Below are 25,511 nucleotides of genomic sequence, written 5' to 3' on the forward strand. Positions count from 1 at the left end.
AGATTTCAAAAATGAAAGGAAGCTTTTTCGAGTTTTAAAAGCGAGGCAAACAATGAAACTATTTATTCTCTTTATGATTTCTATTTCCGCGGGTGTGGCGTCCGCCGAACATTTCCATTCATTTTTGCTTGGTCTTTACGTCTCAACTATGGCGGTTGGTAGCTGCTATTGGTTTGCGTTTCGTAGCAGTCGCTTCCCGCAGCTCGCTTTATTGCTACTGATTTGTGGCTTGTTTTCAAAAATCACTATTACGGTAGCTGGCGTCAGTTGGGGCATGTCTCAAGACTTGATCAGTTCGCCGCTGGTATTCGCGCTGTCTTACTTATTCTTCTCTATTGTGGCAACCTATGTCTGGTTTGCGCACAGAGAACGCAAAATGGCGAAGCAGCAATCACTTGCCGCGGTGTAAACAAAGTTGATCCAACAAGCCAGTGCCAACGCACTGGTTTTTTTCTATCTAAATTTGAGGCTTAGGTAAGAATTGCGTCAAATCCGTCTCAATAGTAACGATTGATTTCAAAGTTACTGATTCTATAGCAGGGTTGTCTATACTGATGTCGATAGCTAACCCAACAAAGTGAGACGTCGTTTATCATGATCACGCGTTTTCTAAAGACATCAGTGCTCCTTTCATCCATCCCTGTTTCATTTGCGGCACTAGCGGCACCGACCATTGTTCCCGATCCTCCAGCATTAGGCGCTAAGGGTTATGTGTTGATTGATTACCACACAGGTACGGTGCTGGTGGAAAAAAATGCCGATAAGAAACTCAATCCAGCAAGTCTAACTAAGTTAATGACCGCTTATGTGGCTGGGCAAGAAGTAAAAAGTGGTAACGTCTCTTTAGATGACCAAGTCCGTATTAGCCGTAATGCGTGGGCGAAAAACTTTCCCGACTCTTCCAAAATGTTTATCGAGGTAGGCACCGATGTGTCATTGATTGACCTGTATCGAGGTCTTATTGTTCAGTCAGGTAACGATGCCAGTGTCGCTATAGCGGAACATGTGGCGGGTAGTGAAGGGGCATTTGTTAGTTTGATGAATAGTTGGGCAAACAAGCTTGAGCTTGAGAATACCAATTACACTAACCCGCATGGGCTCGATAGTGATGACCTGTATTCAACGCCTTATGATATTGCGTTATTAAGCCAAGCCATTATTCGCGATTTACCCGATATTTACCCTTTATATAGTGAAACCGCCTATACCTACAATGGGATCACTCAGTACAACAGAAACGGTCTGTTGAGGGATCGCAGCTTAAATGTTGATGGTATGAAAACAGGTTACACCAGCGGGGCGGGGTATAGTTTGGCGACATCGGCAACCAGCGGTGACATGCGTTTAATTTCCGTTGTGATGGGATCAAGTAGTACCAAAAGCCGTGAATCAGAGAGCAAGCAGCTATTAAGCTACGGTTTTAGATTTTACGACACTGTGTCACCGACTAAAACGACAGACACCTTAGCACAAGCCAAGGTTTGGATGGGGCAGCAGGATTCGGTTGCGGTAGGTGTTGCTAAACAAGTGCTGATTACCCTGCCTAAGGGCGACGCCAGCAAACTCACTGCGGAAATCGAGTACGCAGGAGAACTGACCGCCCCTATTCGCCAAGGTGATGCGGTAGGCCAAGTTATTTACAGTGTCGATGGTGAAGAAGTGGCCAGCGCGACCTTGATTGCTCAACAAGAGGTCGAAGAAGGTAGTCTGTTTAAGAAGCTTTTCGATTGGATTAAGCGCTTCGTTCTAAGTTGGTTTTAAGGTCGAAGATAAAAAAGAGGATGCCGCTGGCATCCTCTTATCGTATGTCACTCAATTAATTCAGTTTGCCCCAAGCTGATTGCCAATGCGAGCCTACTGCGGGTTCATAGTGGGTGGCAGAAGGTGACCACTGTACACAGTAACCAGAATATGGGAATGGCTTACATTGATAGATACTGCCATCACTTGCCAACACCTTGGTGCCTGCCGTGTAGCTGCTTAAACCTTCAGGGAAGACGAAATCGTAATCGCCCACAGGCGGAGGTGTTTGCGCATCAATCAATTGGAAATCTAACGTAGATTGATCAAGCACATTGCCTTGTTTATCTTTTGTCACCACAACCAACATGTGATGGCCCGCTTCAGACTTAGATAACGTCATTGTCGTGTGTTCAACATCGCCATCTTGCAGATCTTGGGCGTAGGATGCCAATGGCTCGCGATGGTGATTGTAAACCGTCAATTCCGCACTGAGATCGCCCGTGGCGACTAAGGTAAGATCAAGCTCTGTTGGTGAAATACCAATGGTGTATTCAGATTCAAGCCCCGTTACCTCAAGATCGTAGACAGGTACTGGAGTGTCGATTTTGTAGCCAATTTCTACACTGTTTAGCCCAGATCCTGATTTAAGGTAAATAGGGTTGGTGCCATAGACAGGGGTAAACTCTCCTTGGTCATTAAGTTGACCAGATCGAATCTGACTTTGCTGTTGATTGATCTTGCTTGCCAGCGAGTATGACCAATTGTTGGCTTTCCCTTGCGCGTCGCTCTCAATAACGAGCTCAGTACTGTACGATGGGTTTTCGCCATTAGCGTCGAACACTCGGGTGTAGACAGTATCACCCACATTAAGATCCATCGCTGGGTTAAGTTGGCCACCTTGGCTCCACTCAGGAATAATAGGGCCGTCACCATCAAACATCACATCGATCACGTTATAGAAAGCTGCGGCAGTATCACCGACATCCCATACGGCAAGAATAACTTGGTAACCTTCGCGTGCTGGAACATCACACAAATGATTGACACGTTTTGGCGGTTGAACCATGCCACCGTCGACAACACAGAAAGGGGTAAGGTCAAATGAACTGCGTGCTAGCGGTTGGTTTGGGTTCCAATCAGGTTTGGTAATGTAATACTTCCAATCTTTGGTGACGTGGTTTGCCGTGAATGTCCACTCGAAATATTGAGAACCAGATTGAATTGGGCGCTTAACCCAGCGATTGGCTGTTTGCTCATTGAGTGCTGCTGCTAAAGACGTTTGTGCACTGGCGATTTGACCGTCATTAGGCCCGGCAACCGGGAAACCGTCTGGGCCTTCAACACTTTGTGGTTCATATTGGATTGCACCACAGTTGGTGTTTTTCTCATTGGTGTCATGGGTAGGGAACTTACACAATGCTGCGCGACCAGCCGCAACACCGTTTTCGTAAGCTGAAACATAACCATGACCAAAGCTAGCAGAACTCACACTCAGCAGGGCTAAAGCAATCAGTGACTTGTTTGGGAGTTTGTTCATCATTTGTCCTTAATTATGAATAACAAAAAAGATGACACTCCGGCATACGAAACATTTAGCGCTCGGTACTAAATGGCAGCCCCGCTATCATAGACAACACGTGTCGACAGACCGGAGGCTTTGCGTCTTAACCTTTCGGCTAGTTTGCCAGAAGTGAAGAGCTCTTGCCCTAAAACACTTAATGTGGTGAGTAGAGCAAAAGCAGGCGAAATGTAGCGAACGAAGTCTAGAAAAGCTAAGCCCTTGATAAAATGTGGAATGATAATCTCGCTCTGAAATTCTTGACACAAATTAACTTGCTAATTACAAAATTATTCAAATTTTAATTTATCGAAATAATAACCTTATAGTTTTGATTTAATTGATTTTATCAATGTTTTTATAGGTGGTATTTACCTTGCTGTTGACCTTTAGCTTGCGCTTGGCGGACAAACCTTTGACTTTCACTAACCAAGTTCTGACAACCAAAGAGGAGAAAATGACGACAATCCATGCAAAATGTTATATGAGGACCTCCCATGGAATTTACTGACGCAGACAGAGAAGCGCTTTATCAGATTTGGATGTCGAAAAAGTCAAAGATGCGTTTGACGCAAATGGAGTTCGCCAAAAAACTAGGAATGAATCAGCTCAGTTTTTCTCGTGTGCTTAGAGGGGAAACGCCACTCACTATGTCGTTTGTTAGTCACTTTTGTCGCTTGCTTCATCTTGAGCCAAAATCTATAGTCCCGAGTTTAAAAGTGACCAATGACAACGGGCCTAAAGTTGTCTATTTGCAAAGTCGTATGAGTGTTGATGGCGAAATCCAAAACGCCTATATCGAAGGTAATCAGGTCATTGTTGAGTACGCACACACGGTAAATCCAACGGAGTAAACAAAACTCCGTTTTCGGCAGTATTGTTGTGCGCCCTTGAGTGCTATTCTACACGGCAACAACAACGATAAATTCAATCCTAATGCTTGAAAAAGAAAACCTACTCAAATTGGCGCGGATGCAAATGCCGTTTGGTAAATACGCAGGGCGCGTGTTAATCGATCTTCCAGAAGAATATTTGCTTTGGTTCGATAAGAAGGGGTTCCCTGATGGGGAGTTAGGTCAGCTGCTTCAACTGTGCTTGGCGCTAAAAATCGAAGGGTTAGATAGTGTGGTTAAACCCTTAAAGCGAATGTGACCAGCAATAGCACCTAAGACTTCCGCGACGCTATGTGTTTTTATTCAAAAGAGCCAGACCGTCAGGCTGACTATTTTTTTCCCCTTTCTTTGTTAAAGTAATTACTCTGTGGTCAACAGTACTAGTTTGCTACCAATATCCAAATAATGCTATTTAGGTATACATTGTAAATGATAATTATATTCAATTGCAGTTCACAATCATTCTGCATTCAAATATGATTGAGACGATAAAATCCAGAATACTCTAAAATCCATGCTTCCCCTGACTCATAAAGACTATTTTAAAGTCGCGTTTCCTTTCATCGTTTCTACTGTTACCCAGCCATTATTGGGGGCGGTGGATACCGTGGTGATCGGTAAACTCGGCGTAGCTGAGATTATTGGGGGGGTGGCGATCGGTACCGTCATCATGAACACTTTGTATTGGCTATTTGGTTTCTTCCGTGTCAGTACAACAGGGCAAAGTGCAATTGCATTAGGTAAAAATCGCCCAGAGGATCAAGCGAGCAGCTTATTCCGTCCTTCCGTGCTTTCTCTCTGCCTTGGCTTGATGTTGATTGCGTTGCAGTCCGTGATTTGGATAGGGGCAGAACTGATTATCTCCCCAGATGCTGTCGTGGCAGAAAACGCTAAGATTTACTTCGATATTATGATCTTTGGTGCACCGTTTGTACTGCTGAACTACACCTTGATTGGTTGGTTGATGGGGCAGGCGAAAGCCAAAGAAACCATGTCCACACAAGTGTTTGGTAACGTGCTGAACATCGTGTTAGATATCGTATTCGTGTTGTACTTTGATATGGGTATCTCTGGCGTAGCGGTGGCGACACTTATCGCGCAAATCTCGACATTTGTTATTGGTGCTGCTCTGGTTTTAAAAACATGTCGCTTCTCGCTGTTTGGCTACATTCAGACCGCAAAAATAACGCCTAAAAATCTCAAAGTCATTGTGTCTTCCAATATGGATTTGCTGTTGCGTACAGTGTGTCTATTGGTGTTCTTCAACATGATGGCGCGTGTGGGATCTCAGCTAGGTTCTGATGTGCTCGCTGCGAACGCAATCTTGATGCAGGTGACGTTTATCGTCAGTTACATGTTCGATGGTGTGGCTAATGCGTCGAGTGTTTTTGCAGGTAAAGCGGTAGGGCAGAAAAATCCGACATTGCTCGATAACGTAATTAAGCTGAACACGCAGTGGACGGCGGCGTTTGTTGTGGTATTGACCTTGCTGTTGGTGCTGTTCAAACAGCAAGTGGTGAAGATGTTTACCACTTTACCCAATCTCATTGATTTGTTTCTCGATATGAGTCCTTGGCTGGTCGCATTCCCTTTGGTCGCGGGATTCGGTTTAACATTCTACGGCGTCTTTACGGGTACAGGTACTACGCGACCAGTTCGAAACTCGACCTTCCAGACCATGGTAGTGTTCTTAGTAGTTCAGTTCATAGCGGTTCAATATTGGGGCAATCACGGCTTGTGGCTGGCATTTACTTTGTTCTATCTTGGGCGCTTTGTCTTATTGTACCCATACTTAGAACAAGTAAAGCAAAAGTGTCAGTAATTCGCACGTTAACAAATGAATCTATTTAGATGTTCTATCACTGGCAGTGATCATTTCTCTTTGAACGATGTGAAAATTTAAATAATGTCTCAGAGTGGTTTTCTTGGACAAACACGCATGATACTATTGTTATGTTATATCATTTCATTTTTTAGAGTGCCGTGACTTTTACACCAATACTCTCCGTTAGTAACCTCAGTCTTATAGACTCAGAATGTCCGCTCTTCAAAGACATTTCTTTTGAACTTTTTCAAGGTGAAGTTATTGCCATTATGGGACCTTCCGGCATTGGTAAATCCATGTTGTCGAAAGCTGTCGCAGGCTTTTTACCGTCTGATATTTGGGTCGATGGGAGTATCCGACTTAACAATAGTGAAGTCGCACAAACTGCTATGTTGCAACGAGTTCAGTCACAGCGCCCAGCGGTTATTTTCCAAGATGCACTTAAAGCGCTGAACCCATTGGCGTCTGTCGAACAGCAACTGTGCTTGGCGTTTACTGGCAACAAAACGCGCTTGCCTTCAACAACCCGAAAAACGGTGATTTCCTTGTTGTCTCAACTCGGATTTTCAGACCCCAAAGCGGTATTGACCCAGCATCCAAGCCAGCTATCTGGTGGGCAGCGTCAGCGTATTTGTATTGCGATTGCTTTACTTGGTAGCGCCAACTTGATCATCGCGGATGAGCCTACCAGTGCGCTCGACCCAATCACTGAAGCGGAGATCCTTGAGTTATTCCGCAGTAGTGTTAAGCAACGCAACATCAGTGGTTTGTTGATAACGCACGATCTGTCTGCGGCTTTGGCGTGTGACAAAGTATTGGTGATTGCGGATAACACCATGGTGGCGTATGGGTCGCCATGGCAAGCTATTCAGCAAAGTTCGCATCCTTTCTGCCAACAACTTGCGCAACTACTGCCTTAACCTCATCTCTGGAGCCAATTTTGACTAAGCACAACTCGAGTGGGCAGACGCAGCCTAAATCGGCAGAAGTTCGCTTTGAGCAAGCCAGTGTTCACTATTACTCCCAACCAAGTTGGTTGGGGGGCAAACCGTTTAAAGCGCTCGAACACTTGGATCTTGCTATCGATACCCAAAACATTGCGATTGTTGGCCCTTCTGGAGCGGGTAAATCGACCTTGATTGAACTTCTGTTCGGTCTTCGCAAACCTACATCTGGTGAAGTATATGTGTGTGGTTATCCGCTATCGCGTAGTTCGGCTAATCAGCGAAAAGAGCTGTGCCAGCACATTCAACTGATCCCGCAAGAGCCGCAGTCGAGCTTAAATCCGTATTACAGCGTTCGCCAGATCTTACTGGAGCCGCTAAGCAATATTGGTTTAAAGCAAGAGCTCAACGAGAAGGTGGAAAAGGTACTAGCAGATGTCGGTTTGGATCTCTCATTGTTAGATCGTAACACGCAGCAGTTGTCGGTCGGGCAAGCTCAACGTGTTGCTATCGCTAGAGCCTTGATTGTCGAACCTTGCGTGTTGGTTGCCGATGAGCCAACCAGCAGCCTAGACCCCGTCAGTCGTAAACAGATTCTCGACTTGTTGGCAGGTATTCAAAAGAGTTGGCAGATGCGCCTGATTTTGGTGACACATGACCTCGATGCTGCACAAACCCTATGCGATGAAATCCTAGTTTTAGACAAAGGGCGCGTTGTCGAACACGGCACAGCACAAAACGTGACAAATAACCCATCGCATTTGATCACAAGAGCCTTGATGAGCGCTCAACACAAAAGTAATGAATTCACAAAAACCATTGGAGAGATTTCTTATGCACCTTAGTACTCCCAAGTTAGCTTTGTCGCTGGCTTTCACCGCACTGTTGACGGGTTGTTTTGATTCTGGCGAAAGCAAGCCAGAAGTGGAAAAAGCAACCGCACCACAAGCGACGGAAATTCGCGTTGCCATGATGCAACCACCACGTACAGGGTTGTCGCCACTTTCAGATGACGCGTTCAAACTGTCACGTTGGAGCACGGCAGAAACTCTGGTGAATCTTAACGATCAGTCAGTAGCTGAGCCTATGCTAGCAACTGAGTGGGAACAAGTTGACTCGATGACGTGGCAATTTACGGTACGGAAGGGCGTGAAATTCCACGATGGTTCTGACCTTGATGCCAACGCGGTTATGAATTCTCTACAAAAAGCATTAGATGCCGCACCTAAGCCACGCATCTTGGACGGTATCGAATGGCACGTTCGCGCATTGGACGACTTCACTGTTGAAATCAAAACGACCTTTAACGATCCATTGTTGCCAAGCCGTCTATCTAGCCCACAGTTAGCGATCCTTTCTGGTGCTGCATACCAAGAAAACGGTCGTGTTGTGCCAATCAATGCGGGTACGGGGCCATTTGTTCTGACAGAAATCAACGGTACAACTAGCGCTAAACTAAAGCGTTTTGATGGTTACTGGGGCGAACAAGCGAAAGTGGACAGTATTTTTGCTGAATACATACCAAACGGTTTTGCTCGTGCTGCAGCACTGCGCACTGGTGAGGCGGATGTAGTTGAAGCTGTTCCTGTATCGCAAATCGCGATGATGGAATCTTCACAGCTGTACGAAGTGGCAATGCCGCGTACCAACACGCTTTACCTAAACAACAAATCAGATGTGTTTAGCCAGTTCGGTTTGCGTAAAGCCGCTGCTCAAGCGGTTAACCGTGAGCAAATCATTAAAACGGTTTACGAGAATCACGCCGATTTAGCGAAAGGGCTGTTGGGGCCAGCATTGGCATGGGCTCAACCAATTCGTGATGCGAACCCTCGTATGGAAACCATGGAAACGCGCCGAGCGAACGGCGAGAAGATCACCATCGGTACGTTTACCGACCGTGCAGAGTTACCAGAGGTAGCGGTGATGCTAAAGCAGCAGCTTGAAGCCGCTGGTTTTGTGGTTGAGCTAGACGTTCGTGAATACGCACAAATCGAAAACGATGCACTAGCAGGTAAGTTTGACGCGTTTTTGTTGTCACGTGCAACGGTACTAGATTCTGGTGACCCAGTGGCGTACATGCAAAGTGACTTTAGCTGTAAGGGGTCTTACAATCTGGGTCAGTTCTGCTCTGAAGACGTGGACGCGGCATTGAAACACGCTGATCGTCAGCCTTTGGGTGAGAAACGCCAACAAGCGATCATCGAAGCAGAAAGCAAAATCCTTGAGCAATACGCTGTTATTCCACTGCTTCACGAGCGCGTAATCCAAGGTGAGAGCGACCGCGTGAAGAATGCACAGCGTGATCCACGTGAGCGTCGCCTGATCGACCAGTTTACTGAGGTGAACTAACTCCATGTCGTCTGTTGCCAACATGCGCTCTCGTTTGAGCGCTTGTATGCCTGAATGGGTTACACGCTTTTTGTCTCGATTCCTGTCACTTGGGGTCGTGGTTGTGTTGGTGGGTTTGATGCCGGATATTGCAGGCATCGATCCAAGTCAATCCATTCTCCGCGCCCGTGCGGGTGCTCAGCAATTACTGACGGCAGAAGCTCTGCAAGCGATTCGAGAAGATCTTCAACTCGACCGCAGCGCCGCTGAGCGATTGTGGGATTGGCTAACGCTTGCCATGCAAGGTGACTTAGGTGTCTCTTGGGTAAGCGGCGCATCCGTGATGGAGAGCGTTCAACAAACTGCAAAAACGTCACTATTACTGATGCTTACAGCACTAGGCATGGCATTTGTAATGTGCATGGCGAGCGTGCTTTACACCGTGCGTCGTTGGCAACAGAATCGTTTAGACAAACATCATGACACGCTCAGTGCGGTGTTGGTCTCACTACCGGAATACGTGATTGCTTCGTTGCTGATCATGGTGTTCTCCATTTGGTTGGGCTGGTTCCCGCCTTATGGTTGGCAAGGTGTACAAAACCTCTGGCTACCAAGTTTGTCAATGGCATTGCCTGCTGCTGGCTTGTTCGGGCGCTTGCTCAATGACAGCCTCAAGCGTGTATTAGATGAGCCTTGGGTGATCACTTGGCTATCGGCGAACGTCAGTAAGTTTCAAATCTTACGCTTTGCCTTGTGGCGTGCCGTTAGTAACTTGATTCCTCAAATCGCAATGACGGTGATTGGTTTAACCGGCGGCGCGGTTGCTGTGGAACAAGTGTTTTCCATTCCGGGTATCGGACGACTAATCTTAGGCGCAGCGAAGTCACAAGATCTGCCGATGCTGCAAGGTGGCTTGTTGGTGTTGCTGGTGTTTTCGATGTTGATCAGCAGTGCAAGCATCTTATTGCAACGCTGGTTACTCGGGCACAGTGTCACAAGTGGCAAGCTGATCAGTAGTCATAGTACGTTCCGTTTTACCCAACGCACCACCAAACGTATCGTCAGTGCGACAATCTTTGCCTTGCTTATTGGTTGTGCGGGGTGGGCGTTAATGCGCGATCCTTACACCATCCAATTTACCCGCCTTGAATCGCCAAGCTTAGCAGCACCGTTTGGTGTCGATGCGATCGGGCGAGATCTGCTTGCTCGTGTTGGCGGCGGTATGATGTCGACGATCAAAATGGGCATCATCGCGACGTTCCTAAGTTTGGGTATTGGTTTGCTGCTCGGCTTCGTGACTCGTTATAGCCAAGGCTTAATTGAGATCACCAAAGGTGTGCCTTACATTGTGGCGGGTCTGCTGATTGCTGGTCTAACGGGGATGAACCCAAACAGTGCCTTGATTGCGATTGTTATGGTGTCGTGGGCACCATTAGCGGCGCACTGCGCGAGCTTATTGATGGAAGCCAAAGCGCAGCCTTATACGCATCTTGCGCCCATTTGGGGAACCAGTCAGTGGCGAGTACTCCGTTGCTACTTGTTGCCTTATGTGTTGCCGCCATTAATTCGTCACGCGTTTCTGCGTTTGCCGTACATTACGCTCAGCCTGACTTCTCTGAGTTTTATCGGTCTTGGCGTTAAGCCGCCAGAACCTGAGTGGGGCTTATTGATTGCAGAGAATCTGCCTTACATAGAGCGCTCGCCATTAGGTGTCTTGCTGCCAATCTCAGGCCTAGTTTTGATGGCAATTGCAATCAACTTGTTGTTCGACGATTAGTCAGAGTTCGGAGAAGTGAACGAGTTTCTAGGTGGAAAATCCTATTAATTTTCAAAGCATTAATTTTTCGGAATAACGATAGACTGAAGCAATAAAAAAGGAGCCTGAGTGCTCCTTTTTAAGTAACAATTATATAAAATTAACTAAGCCCGTTAGTGTCCATTCTGTTTCATCACTTTTGCTTTCAACTTTGACATTGCTTCAGGCTACTTATCATCGCCATTAGTAAAGAGTGGTATTGATTTTTACCTGGAGCGATATTAGCACCAATAGGATCCATTGTTCCGATCGTTTTCACTGTTGAATTTTCAAATACAGTGTTGACCAGTTCAGGATTAAATTGTGGTTCGGTAAACACACATGCAACACCTAAATCTTTCACGGTTTGGCGAATTTCAGAGATGCGTGCTGGACTTGGTTCAGATGCATCAGAAATAGAGATCGCGCCAGTGGCCAACAGTTGGAATCGTTGCTCAAAATATTGGTATGCATCGTGAAATACAATGAACTTAATACCGTTGAGTGATTGAGCTTGTCGTCTAATATCATCGCTTAAAGAATGTAAACGAGAGATAGCCACTTTTGCATTCTGTGTGTAAATAGGCGCATTTTCAGCATCAGCATTTGACAATGCAGCAGCTATGGCGTCTACCCAAACTTCAGCATTTTTAGGATCTAGCCAGACGTGCGGGTCATGGTCACCGTGATGGTGGTCATGATGTGCTTCATGTTCTTCATGTTCTTCATGATCTTCATGTTCATCGTGTCCCTCTTCTCCATGCTCATGTGTCTCGAATGTTGCACCTTCTCGGAAGTCATACAGAGTGGTTCCCTCGACTTCCATCATTTCAACCTTAGTTGCTGAGCTCGCAAGGCTTGAAAGTGGTTTTTCTAGCCAGGGTGTTAGCCCTTCGCCAATCCAAAACACGATGTTCGCTTGAGAGAGAGCTTTCGCTTCCGATGGGCGCAAGTGATATTCATGAGGGGATGCTTCAGGGCGTATGAGTAAGTCTGGTTCTCCGACACCTTCCATAACTTGTGCAACCAATGAATGTAACGGAGCTATGTCCACGGAAACTTTAGGTGCTTGAGCATAAGCTTGCGAAGCTGCGACTAGAGTGATGAAAATGCCAGATACGGCTTGTTTAAGCATGATGTTCTCCTGATCAGTTTGAATAAAATTGGCAAATGTTGGCAACTTTAACTGTTATGTTATAACATAACCATGTGTTTGGGTATCCTATACTTCGCTGTTTAAAAATTTGCCCTAAAATATAGTCATACAGTTGAGAGAAAGCAGATGTTGATATCTTCACAAGCCTTGTCTGTTAGGTTTGGTCGCAACTTAATTTTAGATCGTGTCAGTATTTCAGTGTTTCCGGGTGAAGTCGTAACGATTGTTGGTCCCAATGGTTCTGGTAAGTCAACGTTATTGAAAACCTTAATTGGGTCGGTTTTGCCAACAGGTGGTCAAGTGATTCGAGCTGAAGGATTGAAAATTGGCTACGTGCCGCAACGGCTTTATATCGATGAAACTTTACCAATGACGGTGAATCGGTTTTTAGCACTTCCAACACGCCGATCAAAAGAGGCTGTCGCTCAGGCTTTAAGGCGTGCGGGTGTAGATGGGCTGGAAAAACAGCAAGTGATGTCTTTGTCAGGAGGACAATTGCAACGAGTTCTTTTAGCTCGTGCACTGTTGGAAGAGCCATCGCTACTACTGCTTGATGAAGCGACTCAAGGGCTAGATCAACGCGGAACTGCAGACTTTTATCAACAAATCGACATGATTCGTCAGGAGAGTGGTTGTGCCGTTATTATGGTAAGCCATGATCTGCATGTAGTGATGAAACGAACCGATCGCGTTGTCTGCTTAAACGGTCGTGTTTGTTGTGAAGGCATTCCAGAAACGGTTAGCCAATCTCCAGAATACAAAGCGCTTTTTGGCTTAGATGACGATGATGTATTTGGCGTTTACCGACATCAGAACTCCGCATGTAACTTGAGCGGAGGCTCACTAAATGCTGGATGATTTTCTTTGGCGTGCGGCTTTAGCTGGCGTTGGCGTGACATTGGCTGCAGCTCCCTTAGGGTGCTTTATTGTTTGGCGTCGCATGGCTTATTTCGGAGATGCTACCGCACATGCTTCGATGTTGGGTGTGGCATTGTCGCTCTCTTTCTCGTTACCAATCTTTCCCGGTGTATTGTTCATTGCGCTGCTTATGGCCATCACAGTTTCTTCATTTACTGGTCGCGGTTTCGCGATGGATACGCTACTCGGGGTAATGGCGCATTCTGCGCTGGCATTTGGCCTTGTAGCAGTCTCCTTTCTCTCTGGTATTCGGATGGATCTAATGGCGTACCTGTTTGGCGATATTTTGGCCGTGAGTAAAACAGATTTACTTGTTATCTGGACAGGTACGATATTGGTTATTGGTCTGATTAGCTTTCGTTGGTCTGGGCTTCTTTTGTCGACGCTAAACAAAGATCTTGCTTTGGCCAGTGGTTTTTCACCTAAACGCGAACAACTGATTTTAACTATTGCACTTGCCGTTGTGGTTGCTGTCGCCATTAAAGTCGTAGGGGTCTTACTGATTGTCGCCATGCTTATCATTCCAGCAGCGACGGCTCGAGCGTTTAGTCAAACGCCTGAAATGATGGTGGTCCTCGCGGCGCTGATAGGTAGTAGTGCCAGCTTAATAGGGCTTCGCGCATCGTATTTTCTGGACACTCCGACAGGGCCAACCATTGTCTGTATCGCAACAGGGTTATTTATTGCGTCGGGTATAATTTGGAAAGTCCGGCATAAGTTGCGAGCAGTCGCAGAGTATTAATGAAGTACATAAAACAACAATATAAACACTGGAGTGAGTGAAATGAGTCATAAAAGAATTTCTGTGACTGTGCTTTCGGGTTTTCTAGGTGCGGGGAAAACAACCGTACTTAGCCACATTCTCAATAATCGCGAAGGCAAGCGAGTCGCGGTGATTGTCAACGATATGAGTGAAATCAATATTGATTCCGCGACGGTGAAAAACGAAGTATCGCTCAATCACAGAGAAGAAAAATTGGTGGAAATGAGCAACGGTTGTATTTGCTGCACGTTGCGTGAAGATTTATTGATGGAAGTGACCCAACTGGCCAAGGAAGGTCGTTTCGATAATCTCGTGATTGAATCTACAGGTATTTCTGAGCCACTCCCCGTGGCTGAAACATTTACCTTTGCTGATGAAAGTGGCGTATCACTGTCTGATGTCGCCACTTTAGATACTATGGTGACAGTAGTAGACGCAGTGAATTTTTTACGTGACTACGAAGCCGCGCAATCTCTTCAAGAGACCGCCGAGCATTTAGGTGACGAAGACCATCGTAGTGTTTCTGATTTATTGATAGATCAAGTTGAGTTTGCGGATGTCATTTTGATCAGTAAAACCGATCTCGCTCGTACCGAAGAGGTTGAGCGTTTGAAAGCGATTTTAAGAACATTAAATACAGGTGCTCGCATAATTGCTATACAAAATGGGCAGGTGGATGTCTCGGATGTGCTAGATACAGGCCTATTCAATTTTGAGCGTGCACAACAGGCTCCAGGGTGGCTAAAAGAGCTACGAGGTGAGCATATTCCAGAAACAGAAGAATACGGAATTAGTAGTTTTAGCTATCGTGCTCGTCTACCTTTTCATCCAGAAAAGTTCTATAAGTTGCTGCACAATTTGTCTCATTTTGGAAAGTTAATTCGTTCCAAAGGGTACTTCTGGTTGGCGTCCCGTCCAGAGTTTGTTGGGCAATGGAATCAAGCTGGAGGAATCGCAGACTATGGTTGTGCAGGTATGTTTTGGAAAGCGACCCCAAAAGCGCACTGGCCGACTGAGCCTGAACTCATATTGGCAATAGAGGAGAGTTGGGTTGAACCATTTGGCGATATGCGTCAAGAGTTAGTATTTATCGGCCAAGGGTTAGATGAAGCTGCACTGGTACAAGCGCTTGATGCATGTCTATTGACTGAAGAAGAATTAGATGCTGGCGAAGCCCTTTGGCAAACTTTCCTTGACCCATTCCCTGTATGGGAGGTGGAGGCATGATTATGGACATGGTGGAGAGCCTAGCTCCTACTCACACTAAGGGGACGTCTCCAATCGCGGTAGCACCAAACATACTCACCGACATATATAAACCGGAGCACAATATTGCAATATGGCAACGCACCCTATCAAAGGAAATGATGCTAAGTATTGAACACATGCTTAGAGATATGAGTTCATTGGCGTTGGTTCAAAGCGTTACTCCATATGATGCCGCAGAGTGGGTACGCGGAAAATTAGATGGTTACTCATGCGCCAATGCGTTGAGCGACGACATCGCTTTGATAGTGGATATGTTCTGTTGTTTATTTGATGTAAAAGAAGCAGGTTTGCGACTGACCCGCTTGGATAGTCCTATGTGCCCTAAGTTTCACGTTGACCATGTGCCATGCCGATTGGTCACAACTTATACTGGGCGAGCAACCGAATGGCTTGAGAACGAGGGTATTGACCGCACCAAGCTCGGTGCAGGTAGCTTTGGTCTACCGGATCACCGTTCAGGGTTGTTTAGAAGTGAAACAGCCATACAGCAGATGCGGGCTGGCGATGTTGCCTTACTCAAAGGCAGCGGCTGGGAAGGTAATGAAAATAATGCTTTAGTGCATCGTTCACCTAGTGTTGGGACAAACGAACAGCGGCTATTGCTAACATTGGATTTTATCTAAGTAAATGCGAGATATTAATAGTGTTATGGAGCAAGCAGAGCAAATCTGCTTAGCTCGAGGCAAGCAACTTACGTCCAAACGAAAATTAATACTAAGCGCTTTACTGCATGCTGATCAGCCGCTTTCCGCCTATGAACTGATAGATTATTGTAAACGTTATTTTGCGCAGAACATCCAAGCAATGTCCGTTTATCGAATTTTGGATTTTCTAGAAGCTGAACATTTAGCCCATAAGCTCAATATATCTAATAAGTACGTCATTTGTTCCCAAATTGAGTGCGGTCATGAACATGGAGTTCCCCAATTTTTGATTTGCTTTCAATGTGGAAAGGTCAGTGAAATAGCAGCTGAACCCAAGGTTATTTCTAGCGTATGTGCGAACGCAAGACAAGAAGGCTTCACTGTTCGAAGTCCTCAATTTGAGATTTCCTGTGTGTGCGATGATTGCGCAAAAAACACCCCATGAGACAGTTGCACAATCGCAATTTGATGGAGTGACATTCCGAGTCTTCTTTCATTTTTCAATTCATTTTAGGGGATTTGATACCTTATGCCGACTACATTGATTAAAAATGCCCGAGTGGTAAATGAGGGGATCATTACAGAGGTCGACTTACGTATTGTCGATGAGCGTATCGACCGCATTGGCTGCAACATCACATCACAGTCCGAGGACGCAATCATTGATGCTCAAGGTGGTTATTTGCTGCCAGGCATGATTGACGATCAGGTGCATTTCCGAGAGCCGGGATTAACACATAAAGGCACGATTGCAAGTGAGTCTCGTGCAGCGGTCGCAGGTGGGATCACTAGCTATATGGAAATGCCCAATGTTAGCCCTGCGACTACGACCATAGAGGCATTAGAACGAAAGTTTGACCTTGCAAAAGAGCACTCATTCGCCAATTATTCTTTCTATCTTGGTGCTACTGAAGACAATCTAGATCAGATCAAAAAGCTAGACCCAAGTCGACACTGTGGCGTGAAAGTGTTTATGGGGGCATCAACGGGAAATTTGTTAGTCGAAGATCAGCAAGCGTTGGAGTCCATTTTTCGTGACTCTCCTGTGCTGATTGTTACTCACTGTGAAAGTGGGACTGTCATTAAACAAAATCAGCAAAAGCAACGAATTAACAAGTCAGAGTTTACCATCGAAGACCATCCCATTTTGCGTGACGAAGAGGCGTGCTACGCCTCATCTTCTTATGCGGTAGAACTTGCCAAAAAGTATCACAGCCAACTGCATGTTCTACACATTACAACGGCGAAGGAGTTAACACTGTTTGACTCGGGTGATATTCGAGATAAATCGATCACCGCGGAGGCTTGTGTCCATCACCTCTGGTTCAGTAGCAAAGATTATGCGGAGCTCGGTAACTTGATCAAATGTAATCCTTCAATCAAATCCTCTAATGATCGCGACGCGCTATTGGCTGCGTTAAATGCTGGTCAAATAGATATCATAGCAACAGACCATGCTCCTCACACTTTGCAAGAAAAACAGGTGCCTTACGAGCAGGCACCCGCTGGGCTGCCGTTGGTTCAGCATGCGCTACTTACTCTCTTCGATCATGTCCGTTTAGGTCATATGAGCTTGACTCAGGTGGTCGAAAAAACCGCGCACAACCCGGCGATTCGCTATGGCATTCAAGGCAGAGGTTTTATTCGTGAAGGTTACTACGCCGATTTGGTGTTAGTTGATGCTCATACCCCAACACGAGTTAGCCACGAAAACAGTTTATATCACTGTGGCTGGTCGCCTTTTTCTGGACATGAATTTTCAGCTCAAATTCAAAAGACTTGGGTCAATGGCGCGCTAGTTTATACCAATAACAAAGTCATCGATAAACCAGCCGTAGCGATGCGTTTATCTTTCAATCGTTAAGTGGTTTACCGAAAAGAAGAACCATGAACAAACTGGAAGCATTATGTTAAGAAGAAACCCAACAGGCCATATGCCACAGGTGTCCTCAACGGCCTTTATTGATCCAACCGCTATTATCTGTGGCAAAGTCATTATTGAGGATAACGTTTTTATTGGACCTTATGCAGTTATCCGAGCTGACGAAGTTAATAACCATGGAGACATGGAAGCAATCGTCATTAAACGTGATACCAATATCCAAGATGGCGTCGTGATTCATTCTAAGGCAGGAGCTGCGGTGACCATTGGTGAGCGCTCATCCATCGCACATCGTTCAATTATTCATGGCCCTTGCCAGGTTTGTGATGATGTTTTCATTGGCTTCAACTCCGTCGTGTTTAATAGCGTCATCGGTGAGAGGTGCGTTATTCGTCATAACTGTGTCGTTGATGGCCTCGATTTACCCGCTTGTTTCCATGTACCGCCGATGACCAATATTGGTGTCGGTTTTGATTTAGAGAGTATCTCTAAAGTGCCACCAGAATATTCAGCTTTTTCCGAATCCGTCGTTTCTGCCAACCATGAGCTAGTCCAAGGCTATCGGAGAATTGCCAATGAACTTTAATAAGCCTCTGATTTCGCGCGTGCCGACTAACATCATCACCGGCTTTCTTGGGGTGGGGAAAACATCGGCAATAATGCACTTATTGGCCCATAAACCAAGTCATGAACGTTGGGCTGTATTGGTCAATGAATTTGGCGAAGTTGGTATTGATGGCAGCTTGTTACAAGGCCAAAAAAAACAGCAAGACCAAGTGTTTATTCGTGAGGTCCCCGGGGGATGTATGTGCTGTGCAGCAGGTCTTCCGATGCAAATCGCCTTGAATCAATTATTGTCTGAAGCAAGGCCAGATCGATTGTTGATTGAGCCGACAGGCCTTGGTCATCCTAAAGAAGTACTGCACGTGCTATCGACCGAGTACTATCGTCAAATTCTCGCTTTGCAAAAAAATATTACTTTAGTCGATGCACGTAAACTATCGGATCCTAAGTACACTGACCATGAAACGTTTAACCAGCAAATCGCTATCGCAGATACAGTGGTAGGGAATAAGCGCGATCTCTATCAAGATGGAGATGAACAAAAGCTTACAACTTATATAGCTAAGCGCGGCCTGCGGGAAACAAAAGTGATTTTTGCTGAACATGGTGCTATCCCTTTTCATGAATTTGAGGGAGCGACTCATATTGGCGTGCTAAAAACGCCCTCTGTTCTTTATCGTGAACGAGAGAAAAAGTTGCTTGTTCCTGAGTTGCCTATGCCTGAGAGCGGTATTCTCAAAGCAACCAATCAGGGGGAAGGCTTCTACAGTATCGGTTGGCGTATCTCCGCTGAGAAAGTGTTCGATCATAAAAAGCTGAGATTGTTGCTGCTTGAGCTCAAGGTCGAACGTATGAAAGCGGTTTTTGTCACGGGAAGCGGTATTTTTGGTTACAACCTAACATCAGATGGACTCAAAGAGTTAGAGCTAGACGATTGTTCAGAAAGTCGCCTTGAACTGATCTCTTCTGCTCTAGATGACCAATTTGAAGATAGATTATTTCGATGTTTGGAGAAGACATCATGATCGAGAAGAAAAAACTTTCCCTCTACCCACCATGCCCAACCTCCTAAATATGTTAGTGGGATTTTTTTTAGATCTGCGCTTACGGCACTTATGTCGCCGTATCGGGTTAGGGCTAGTAACCATATTGTTTTCCTGTACGGTTCAAGCTCACCCTCATTCATGGGTTGAGACAAAAACCTACATCCAAGGTAAAGAAGGCATGATTACAGGCTTTAAGATGGAATGGTCTTTTGATCCGATGACGTCGGCTTACATACTTGATGGGGAAGATATGTCACCTGAAAGTGAACAAGAAACTCTACAAAAGTTAGCAGCTTCTACGTTGGAGAATATGCTGTATGAACATTATTTCACTTATTTTTATGATGACTATAAACCGATCAAGTATAGCCAGGCTCATAGTGGGAAGTTTAGTCGTAACCGTTCTCGCTTAGTGCTGAGTTTCGAATTGCCACTTTCTATGCCTAAACCCGTCACAAGGGATTCATTACGTTTACTGATTTTTGACTCAAGTTACTACGTAGATATGGCGTGGACATCTATCAGCGATATTCAACTGTCTGACGAGCTTTCGCGTCAATGTCGATTTACTCTTGCGCAGCCAAATCCAACGCCAGAACAAATGAGTTATGCGATGTCTCTCCCTGCGAATGCGGACCCTGATTATGAGTTGGGTCAACTCTTTACTCAAACAGTGAACCTCCACTGCGCAAGTGTTCCCCAAACACAATGAACAATAAACTTTCAGAGATAGGAATGAAACTGATGAATTTACATTCACAGCACAATGAAAAGAAGCGTTTTACGCGTAACCGACGCCGCTATCTTTGTTCCTTCGTGGCTTGTGCGTTGATTATGACCTGTGTGTATCAATTTTGGCTAGCGTGGCCTTCACTGATAATAGCGAGTTTACAGTGGCAACGGGAAGTGAATAGCGAACTTGCAGATTTATTATACGATGCAAAAACTCACCCGTGGCTGGCCGGAGGTTATTTGGTTGGCGTGAGTTTTTTGTATGGAATGCTTCATTCACTAGGCCCCGGGCATGGTAAAGTGATTGTCACGACTTACTTAGCGACCCACCCCACAAAAGTAAAAACCAGCTTGGTCTTAACCATCATCTCGGCATTCTGTCAGGCACTAGTGGCGATTGTGCTGGTGAGTATTCTGTTATGGGGCTTCAATGCCTCTATGCGAGTCGTTAATCAACAAGCAAATTTTTTTGTTTCACTGAGTTTTGTATTAGTGGTGATGCTTGGGTGTTTAATCTGTTGGAAAGCAGCTAAGCAGCTTTACCGTACAATGAGAACTGAGAAAATTAAATTCGTCCGTATGACACCACTCACGATTAGGACTGCTTCAGAACATTCGCATATCGACAAAAAATTCGTTGTTTGTCCTTTGACTCTGCGAACGCCAGTTGCAATGACCAATCAGCACAAAGCTACTCTGGAGAGCTGTGGGTGTGGGCATCAACATGTTGCCAGTGCACAAGCGATCAACCATGCTGAAAATTGGCGAGAGTATGTTGGCATTGTTGCAAGTATTGGGATGCGTCCTTGCACAGGCGCTATTATGGTGCTGCTGTTTGCTAATATGGTTGGGTTGTACTGGATGGGTGTTGCTAGCGCGATAGCTATGGCAATAGGTACTGCATTTACAACATCCATCATTGCGGTAATGACCTTAACCAGTAAGCAATTGGTCAAACGTTATTTGACTGCTTCGAACAACAAAGCAAATTGGATGAATGTAGGCTATTTTCTACAATTCATCGGTGGCGTATTGCTGATTATGGTGGGGCTCACACTTATTGTCGGACAGAATTACTCTATTTCCCCACTATTATGATTTGACCATGTAAGCAAGGGCGGCTAAAAACTATATCACTTACATGGTTTTACTTAACTAACGTTTTTCAGTGGCATTGCTTACGCTTAGTCCCTCAGTTTCACTAGACTCAAATTATTGGCGCGAATACAGCCAAGAATGGCTCAGCGTGCTTCCTTCTGTTATACAGGAGAAACACGACGTCTTTTAGCGAGAGCCATTGCGATGTTCGCCTTATTGTAGGCACTCTCATTGATAAAGTGCGGGTAAATTTCTCCTTCGCCATTCCAATGAATATCATAGCCAGCGAAAGTCGCTAATAGAGGCCTCCCTGGTTTGACCGCTTCAAAATCTCTGCCACAAATAGTAGGGTGCACTAATGCTTGTCGCATACCCTCTTGATCAAGTGGAACCTCGATTTTTTCGGTGTAAAAAAAAGCGTCATATTCGCTCAGTAAGCCGATTTGGTTGAGGTTGTGCTTTTCGACATAGTCCAATACTACGGTAAGCATCTGTTTCATTAACTCCAAAGTGTCGTGCTTTAGCGCACCATGTGCTTGCGCCCCGACTTCAATCATTAATCCATATTGTCCAGCAGTACAAAGATAAGGTTGCTCTTGCCATTCTTTCCGCTCTTCAAAAAGGATATGTGCTGACGGCATTCGCTGTTTAACGTACGCGCCCAATTTCCGATAAAACACGTCGTTAGAAAGCAAAATTAACGTTGCCCCCATATTGCTGGTTGTATTGTGCAGGTCAACAATCAACTGTTTTGCTTGGTTTGCGTATTGCTCAATGAATTGGTTTGCAATCTTGCTTTCATACAAGTCGGAGCAACCATCGCTATCCGTTGCTGAGAACTCGCGATTTAAGTCGGTATCGATGTATCGGACGTTGTGCTTTACTGCTTCGGAGTTGGCGATGACCGAATCGGCTGAAAAGGTTGATCTCTCGACAGAGTAACGTTTTTCTTTGATTAGTTTATGTAAATAAACACCGGAAAGCTCGTTTCCGTGTGTTCCTGCAACGATAAGTACTGAATTAAGTTTGTTCATTGTTGAGCCTTCTCAAAGAGAATGAGTTGATTGACTGGACTGTGCTTAGCCAGCCAATCGAGTGAATTGAATAAACGCGGACTAAACTGAGTAAAATTAATTTGAGATATGTTATAACATAACATTTGTAATTATTGATACTTAGTTTTTCATGGTTCAATTTAGATTTATTGCTTTAATCGTTGCTGTGCTTTGTTTTTCGGTCGCTTGGCTTCTGCCTACCGCGGATGAGCCAAATCAAGATATTCACAGCGATCAACTTAATCAAATCAGTGATAGGTCACCACCTCCATCATCAGAGATGATAGCTCCCTCAGATATCAGTTTGACACCGTTGCCTAAACCTAAACGGGTGCACTACATAGTAAAAGTGGGAGATACGCTCAGTGGTATCTTTGCTCAATTGGGTGTCCCTTATCGAATTTTGCTGCAAATTCTCTCGGTTGATCTTGACCATCTCCAGCTAGATATGATTCAGCCTGGAAAAGAGCTTGAATTGGTGATGGATGATATGGGTCAATTGAGTCGGCTAATTTATCATGTGAGCCTTGTAGAGAAGGCTATCTACACTAGAGAAAACGACGGTTCCTTCTCTTACGAATTTCAGGAGATTTCAGGAGAATGGCGTGAAAGCTTATTTTCGGGAGAAATCAACGGGAGCTTTTCGATTTCGGCACATCAAGTGGGATTGACATCAGGCCAAGTCGCAAATATTACGCAGGTGATGAAAGACAAGATTGATTTTGTTCGATCCCTAAGAGCCGGTGACCGTTTCGATATATTAGTGAAACAGCAATATTTAGGTGAACACAACACCGGCAACAGTGAAATTAAGGCGATTTCTTTTAAGTTAACGAAGGGCGAAGTCGGCGCATTTTTAGCCGAGGATGGCCGGTTCTATGATAGAGCTGGCAACAGTTTGGAGCGAGCGTTTGACCGCTATCCTGTCGATAAGGCATACCGTAGAATCACCTCTAGGTTTAATCCTAAGCGTAAACACCCAGTAACGGGAAGAATAGCGCCACATAACGGAACGGATTTCGCGACACCAATCGGTGCACCAGTCTATTCTACAGGGGATGGAAAAGTGATTGCGGTTCGTAAACACCCTTATGCAGGCAACTATTTGGTGATTGAACATAACAGCGTGTACAAAACGCGTTATTTACACTTGGATAAAATCTTGGTGAAAAAAGGTCAACTTGTAGTACGTGGGCAAAAAATTGCTCTTGCTGGGGCGACTGGCCGCTTAACCGGACCACATTTACACTTTGAAGTTTTAGTGCGTAATCGTCCTGTCGATGCGATGAAAGCCGATTTACCTATCGCGAAGTCGCTTCCTAGTATCCACAAAAGCGCATTTTTTGGCACGAGTCTCAGAGTTTGATTATTTAGTAGAAGCGAGTCAACGAAACATGAGTCTTAACTAAAATTTGATATGGAAAATTTTCGCTGTACCAGAAATTATCCGACAAGACAGAGTGCGCTATGGATCGTAACTCGGAATTGTCCAAAGGTGTGCTCACTGGGCACCTGTCTGATGAGTTAGACGCATGTTGCGAACTCTGCCCCATTTCCCGAAGGCAACGGTATTGTTTTTGGTTCGATAAGAAGGGCTTTCCGGATGGGGAGTTGGGTGAATTGCTTAAGTTGTGTCTCGCACTGAAAATTGAAGGGTTAGACAGCGTGGTTAAACCTCAAATCATGATGCTTGAAGTTTAACCCTCAGTAAGAGACGAAAAGTCCGACGTCTGTATCAGCCTGTGATGAAAAAGCCAGCAGCATCCCCAGCACTAACCCGAATATTTTTCATATGTTTCCTCGTATCGAAAGCGCGCAAGAATGCACAATATTTCGAGTGAAGTATCAGTGACCTGAGAGGGAGCACCGATATTTCACACTGCTGGCCGAGTTTTGTTCGATGTTTACATCGGGATGACTATATCGAAAGAATCACTTACATTTGTTTTACGCACTGTGTGTCTTTACAGGGTTTCGTTTAGGTGGTTCATCGCGTCGACAACTTTGTCTGAGCCGAGTTGAATTTCCTCCATTACATCTCCCGCTTCTGTCGAAAGGTTTAATGCTTCACTTGCTTCCGTCTGACACTGCGCGATCAACGATACGGCGCCTTCGGTGAGTTTGAGGTTCTCGCTCATGACAGCGACAATTTCGTCAGTTGTCTTGTTGGTTCGAGACGCCAATTGACGTACCTCGTCTGCGACAACTGCAAATCCACGCCCTTGTTCGCCTGCGCGCGCTGCTTCGATCGCAGCGTTGAGTGCCAACAAATTGGTTTGATCGGCAATTCCACTGATGCTGTTGACTAATTCACTGATTTTTTTCGATTGCTCGTTCAAAGCTTCGATACTGGCACTGGCCTGTTTCATCTGTTCAGTCAGTGATTCCATCTTATCGATCGTCGAGCTGATGACTTGCTGGCCTTGGGTGGTTTGTTGTCCGGTAGCGTCAGATACATCAAACGCAATTTTGGCAGCTTCCGTGGCGGCCATTTCACGTGCTACTTGATCGGTGATGACGGTCGCGAACTTCACAACTTTATACAACTCGCCTAAATCGTTGTGTATTGGGTTGTATGATGCTTCCAGCCAAACAATACGACCATAACTATCGACACGCTTAAAGCGTTGCGATACAAACTGGCCGCTTGCCAACTTGCGCCAAAACGCGGTGTAGCTATCCGAGTTTGCCTCTGCAGGCTCACAGAAGATTCGGTGATGTTTGCCGACGATTTGCTCGGCATTGGAATAACCCATAGTGCTCAGGAAAATGTCATTAGCACGAATAATGGTGCCATCAAGCGTAAACTCAATGACAGCAGTCGAGCGGTTTAGTGCTTTGAGCATATCTTCATGCTCGCGTGATGTCTTAATCGTGCGCGTCAACTCTGTCGAAAATACACTAATGTTTAGTATTTCATTCTTACTGTTAATGATTGGCTGAATTATAGTACGTAGCCAGGCTTCGTCATTGGCACCATTTTGCACTTGCATCGCGCCGTTCCAGTGCAAGCCTTTATCTAGCGCGTCTTTCATTCGCTTAAAATGTTCAGTGTTACGAACTTTTTGGGGTACTAAGTCTGTTAGGTGCTTGCCTATCACCGCTGAAGCCTTGAGGTTTAAACTCGATTCAAACAAGCTGTTGACTGCGACGATGAACCCTTTCGGGTCTAATGTGATACCCAACATGTCTTTATCAAAGCTTTCTTTTACCTGTATTAGGGAATAGAACCGCTCTTTAAGCTGTTGGTGTTCCTTACGGAGAGAGTTATTGAAGAACATAAGATTCCCGTGTTATA

General features: G+C 45.3%; 24 protein-coding genes, 1 pseudogene and 1 riboswitch. Of the genes and pseudogenes, 21 read left to right on the forward strand and 4 right to left on the reverse strand.

The features are described from left to right. Positions 1 to 52 precede the first annotated feature (52 nt). Positions 53 to 409 carry a hypothetical protein gene (locus tag TW81_RS03500; RefSeq protein ID WP_045954346.1) on the forward strand — a complete coding sequence of 119 codons (357 nt, stop codon included), beginning with the start codon at positions 53 to 55 and terminating at the stop codon, positions 407 to 409. Between the two features lie 185 nt (positions 410 to 594). Then, complete coding sequence (locus tag TW81_RS03505) at positions 595 to 1,761, forward strand: D-alanyl-D-alanine carboxypeptidase family protein (RefSeq protein ID WP_045954347.1); 1,167 nt, start codon at positions 595 to 597, stop codon at positions 1,759 to 1,761. A gap of 55 nt (positions 1,762 to 1,816) precedes the next feature. On the opposite strand, the gene gbpA is transcribed toward TW81_RS03505, so the two are convergent. Continuing rightward, positions 1,817 to 3,280, reverse strand: coding sequence for an N-acetylglucosamine-binding protein GbpA (gene gbpA, locus TW81_RS03510; protein ID WP_045954348.1), 1,464 nt, complete (start codon positions 3,278 to 3,280; stop codon positions 1,817 to 1,819). 71 nt (positions 3,281 to 3,351) lie between these two features. After that, positions 3,352 to 3,439: riboswitch (cyclic di-GMP riboswitch) on the reverse strand. A gap of 359 nt (positions 3,440 to 3,798) precedes the next feature. Here gbpA and TW81_RS03515 point away from each other — a divergent pair. The 7 genes from TW81_RS03515 to TW81_RS03545 all read left to right on the forward strand — a co-directional run bounded on the left by TW81_RS03515 (position 3,799) and on the right by TW81_RS03545 (position 11,068). Next, positions 3,799 to 4,155: a helix-turn-helix domain-containing protein gene (locus tag TW81_RS03515; RefSeq protein WP_045954349.1), complete on the forward strand. Its 357-nt coding sequence runs from the start codon at positions 3,799 to 3,801 to the stop codon at positions 4,153 to 4,155. A gap of 82 nt (positions 4,156 to 4,237) precedes the next feature. Beyond that, positions 4,238 to 4,453 carry a DUF3820 family protein gene (locus TW81_RS03520; RefSeq protein ID WP_045954350.1) on the forward strand — a complete coding sequence of 72 codons (216 nt, stop codon included), beginning with the start codon at positions 4,238 to 4,240 and terminating at the stop codon, positions 4,451 to 4,453. Between the two features lie 255 nt (positions 4,454 to 4,708). After that, a complete protein-coding gene (locus TW81_RS03525; protein WP_045954351.1) occupies positions 4,709 to 6,016 on the forward strand; it encodes an MATE family efflux transporter in 1,308 nt (435 codons plus the stop codon). A gap of 161 nt (positions 6,017 to 6,177) precedes the next feature. Next, positions 6,178 to 6,939 (forward strand): ABC transporter ATP-binding protein, encoded by a 762-nt coding sequence (locus TW81_RS03530; RefSeq protein WP_045954352.1) that lies wholly within the window; start codon positions 6,178 to 6,180, stop codon positions 6,937 to 6,939. A 20-nt stretch (positions 6,940 to 6,959) separates the two neighbouring features. Then, positions 6,960 to 7,808 (forward strand): ABC transporter ATP-binding protein, encoded by an 849-nt coding sequence (locus tag TW81_RS03535; RefSeq protein ID WP_045954353.1) that lies wholly within the window; start codon positions 6,960 to 6,962, stop codon positions 7,806 to 7,808. Continuing rightward, complete coding sequence (locus TW81_RS03540; RefSeq protein WP_045954354.1) at positions 7,798 to 9,312, forward strand: ABC transporter substrate-binding protein; 1,515 nt, start codon at positions 7,798 to 7,800, stop codon at positions 9,310 to 9,312. Before TW81_RS03535 ends, TW81_RS03540 begins: the two co-directional genes overlap by 11 nt. Positions 9,313 to 9,316: 4 nt before the next feature. Then, entirely contained in the window at positions 9,317 to 11,068 is a 1,752-nt protein-coding gene (locus TW81_RS03545) for an ABC transporter permease subunit (protein ID WP_084715791.1), read from the forward strand. Between the two features lie 184 nt (positions 11,069 to 11,252). Here TW81_RS03545 and TW81_RS03550 read toward each other — a convergent pair whose 3' ends face one another. Next, positions 11,253 to 12,221: a zinc ABC transporter substrate-binding protein gene (locus TW81_RS03550; RefSeq protein WP_045954355.1), complete on the reverse strand. Its 969-nt coding sequence runs from the start codon at positions 12,219 to 12,221 to the stop codon at positions 11,253 to 11,255. A 147-nt stretch (positions 12,222 to 12,368) separates the two neighbouring features. Here TW81_RS03550 and TW81_RS03555 point away from each other — a divergent pair, with 147 nt between their 5' ends. The 10 genes from TW81_RS03555 (at position 12,369) to TW81_RS03600 (ending at position 21,158) form a co-directional block, all read left to right on the forward strand. Next, a complete protein-coding gene (locus TW81_RS03555) occupies positions 12,369 to 13,100 on the forward strand; it encodes an ATP-binding cassette domain-containing protein (RefSeq protein ID WP_045954356.1) in 732 nt (243 codons plus the stop codon). Continuing rightward, on the forward strand, positions 13,090 to 13,902 hold the full coding sequence (locus TW81_RS03560; protein WP_045954357.1) for a metal ABC transporter permease: 813 nt from the start codon (positions 13,090 to 13,092) through the stop codon (positions 13,900 to 13,902). Before TW81_RS03555 ends, TW81_RS03560 begins: the two co-directional genes overlap by 11 nt. Positions 13,903 to 13,944: 42 nt before the next feature. Continuing rightward, on the forward strand, positions 13,945 to 15,150 hold the full coding sequence (zigA, locus tag TW81_RS03565) for a zinc metallochaperone GTPase ZigA (RefSeq protein ID WP_045954358.1): 1,206 nt from the start codon (positions 13,945 to 13,947) through the stop codon (positions 15,148 to 15,150). Then, on the forward strand, positions 15,147 to 15,815 hold the full coding sequence (locus TW81_RS03570) for a DUF1826 domain-containing protein (protein WP_052706136.1): 669 nt from the start codon (positions 15,147 to 15,149) through the stop codon (positions 15,813 to 15,815). Before zigA ends, TW81_RS03570 begins: the two co-directional genes overlap by 4 nt. 4 nt (positions 15,816 to 15,819) lie before the next feature. After that, positions 15,820 to 16,281 carry a Fur family transcriptional regulator gene (locus TW81_RS03575; RefSeq protein ID WP_045954359.1) on the forward strand — a complete coding sequence of 154 codons (462 nt, stop codon included), beginning with the start codon at positions 15,820 to 15,822 and terminating at the stop codon, positions 16,279 to 16,281. 84 nt (positions 16,282 to 16,365) lie between these two features. Continuing rightward, positions 16,366 to 17,700 carry a dihydroorotase gene (locus TW81_RS03580; protein WP_045954360.1) on the forward strand — a complete coding sequence of 445 codons (1,335 nt, stop codon included), beginning with the start codon at positions 16,366 to 16,368 and terminating at the stop codon, positions 17,698 to 17,700. A 43-nt stretch (positions 17,701 to 17,743) separates the two neighbouring features. After that, on the forward strand, positions 17,744 to 18,304 hold the full coding sequence (locus tag TW81_RS03585) for an LbetaH domain-containing protein (RefSeq protein WP_045954361.1): 561 nt from the start codon (positions 17,744 to 17,746) through the stop codon (positions 18,302 to 18,304). Further along, positions 18,294 to 19,307 (forward strand): CobW family GTP-binding protein, encoded by a 1,014-nt coding sequence (locus TW81_RS03590; RefSeq protein ID WP_045954362.1) that lies wholly within the window; start codon positions 18,294 to 18,296, stop codon positions 19,305 to 19,307. The genes TW81_RS03585 and TW81_RS03590 overlap by 11 nt, the downstream gene beginning before the upstream one ends. A 55-nt stretch (positions 19,308 to 19,362) precedes the next feature. After that, the gene (locus tag TW81_RS03595; RefSeq protein WP_239424273.1) at positions 19,363 to 20,040 is read left to right on the forward strand and encodes a DUF1007 family protein; all 678 of its coding nucleotides are present in this window, start codon (positions 19,363 to 19,365) and stop codon (positions 20,038 to 20,040) included. A gap of 32 nt (positions 20,041 to 20,072) precedes the next feature. Then, a complete protein-coding gene (locus TW81_RS03600) occupies positions 20,073 to 21,158 on the forward strand; it encodes a nickel/cobalt transporter (RefSeq protein WP_052706139.1) in 1,086 nt (361 codons plus the stop codon). A 161-nt stretch (positions 21,159 to 21,319) separates the two neighbouring features. Here TW81_RS03600 and TW81_RS03605 read toward each other — a convergent pair whose 3' ends face one another. Then, positions 21,320 to 22,192, reverse strand: coding sequence for an aspartoacylase (locus TW81_RS03605; RefSeq protein WP_045954364.1), 873 nt, complete (start codon positions 22,190 to 22,192; stop codon positions 21,320 to 21,322). A 151-nt stretch (positions 22,193 to 22,343) separates the two neighbouring features. Between TW81_RS03605 and TW81_RS03610 the strand changes: the two genes are divergently transcribed. Together TW81_RS03610 and TW81_RS19640 are read left to right on the forward strand one after the other, a co-directional pair. Continuing rightward, positions 22,344 to 23,579, forward strand: a complete 1,236-nt coding sequence (locus TW81_RS03610) for a peptidoglycan DD-metalloendopeptidase family protein (protein ID WP_239424275.1) — start codon at positions 22,344 to 22,346, stop codon at positions 23,577 to 23,579. 197 nt (positions 23,580 to 23,776) lie between these two features. Next, positions 23,777 to 23,914: pseudogene (locus tag TW81_RS19640) on the forward strand (putative quorum-sensing-regulated virulence factor); the annotation flags it as partial. A gap of 263 nt (positions 23,915 to 24,177) precedes the next feature. On the opposite strand, the gene TW81_RS19705 reads toward TW81_RS19640, so the two are convergent. Next, entirely contained in the window at positions 24,178 to 25,494 is a 1,317-nt protein-coding gene (locus tag TW81_RS19705; RefSeq protein ID WP_045954365.1) for a methyl-accepting chemotaxis protein, read from the reverse strand. Positions 25,495 to 25,511 lie beyond the last annotated feature (17 nt).

It is taken from the genome of Vibrio galatheae (assembly GCF_000967545.1).
Classification (GTDB): domain Bacteria; phylum Pseudomonadota; class Gammaproteobacteria; order Enterobacterales; family Vibrionaceae; genus Vibrio; species Vibrio galatheae.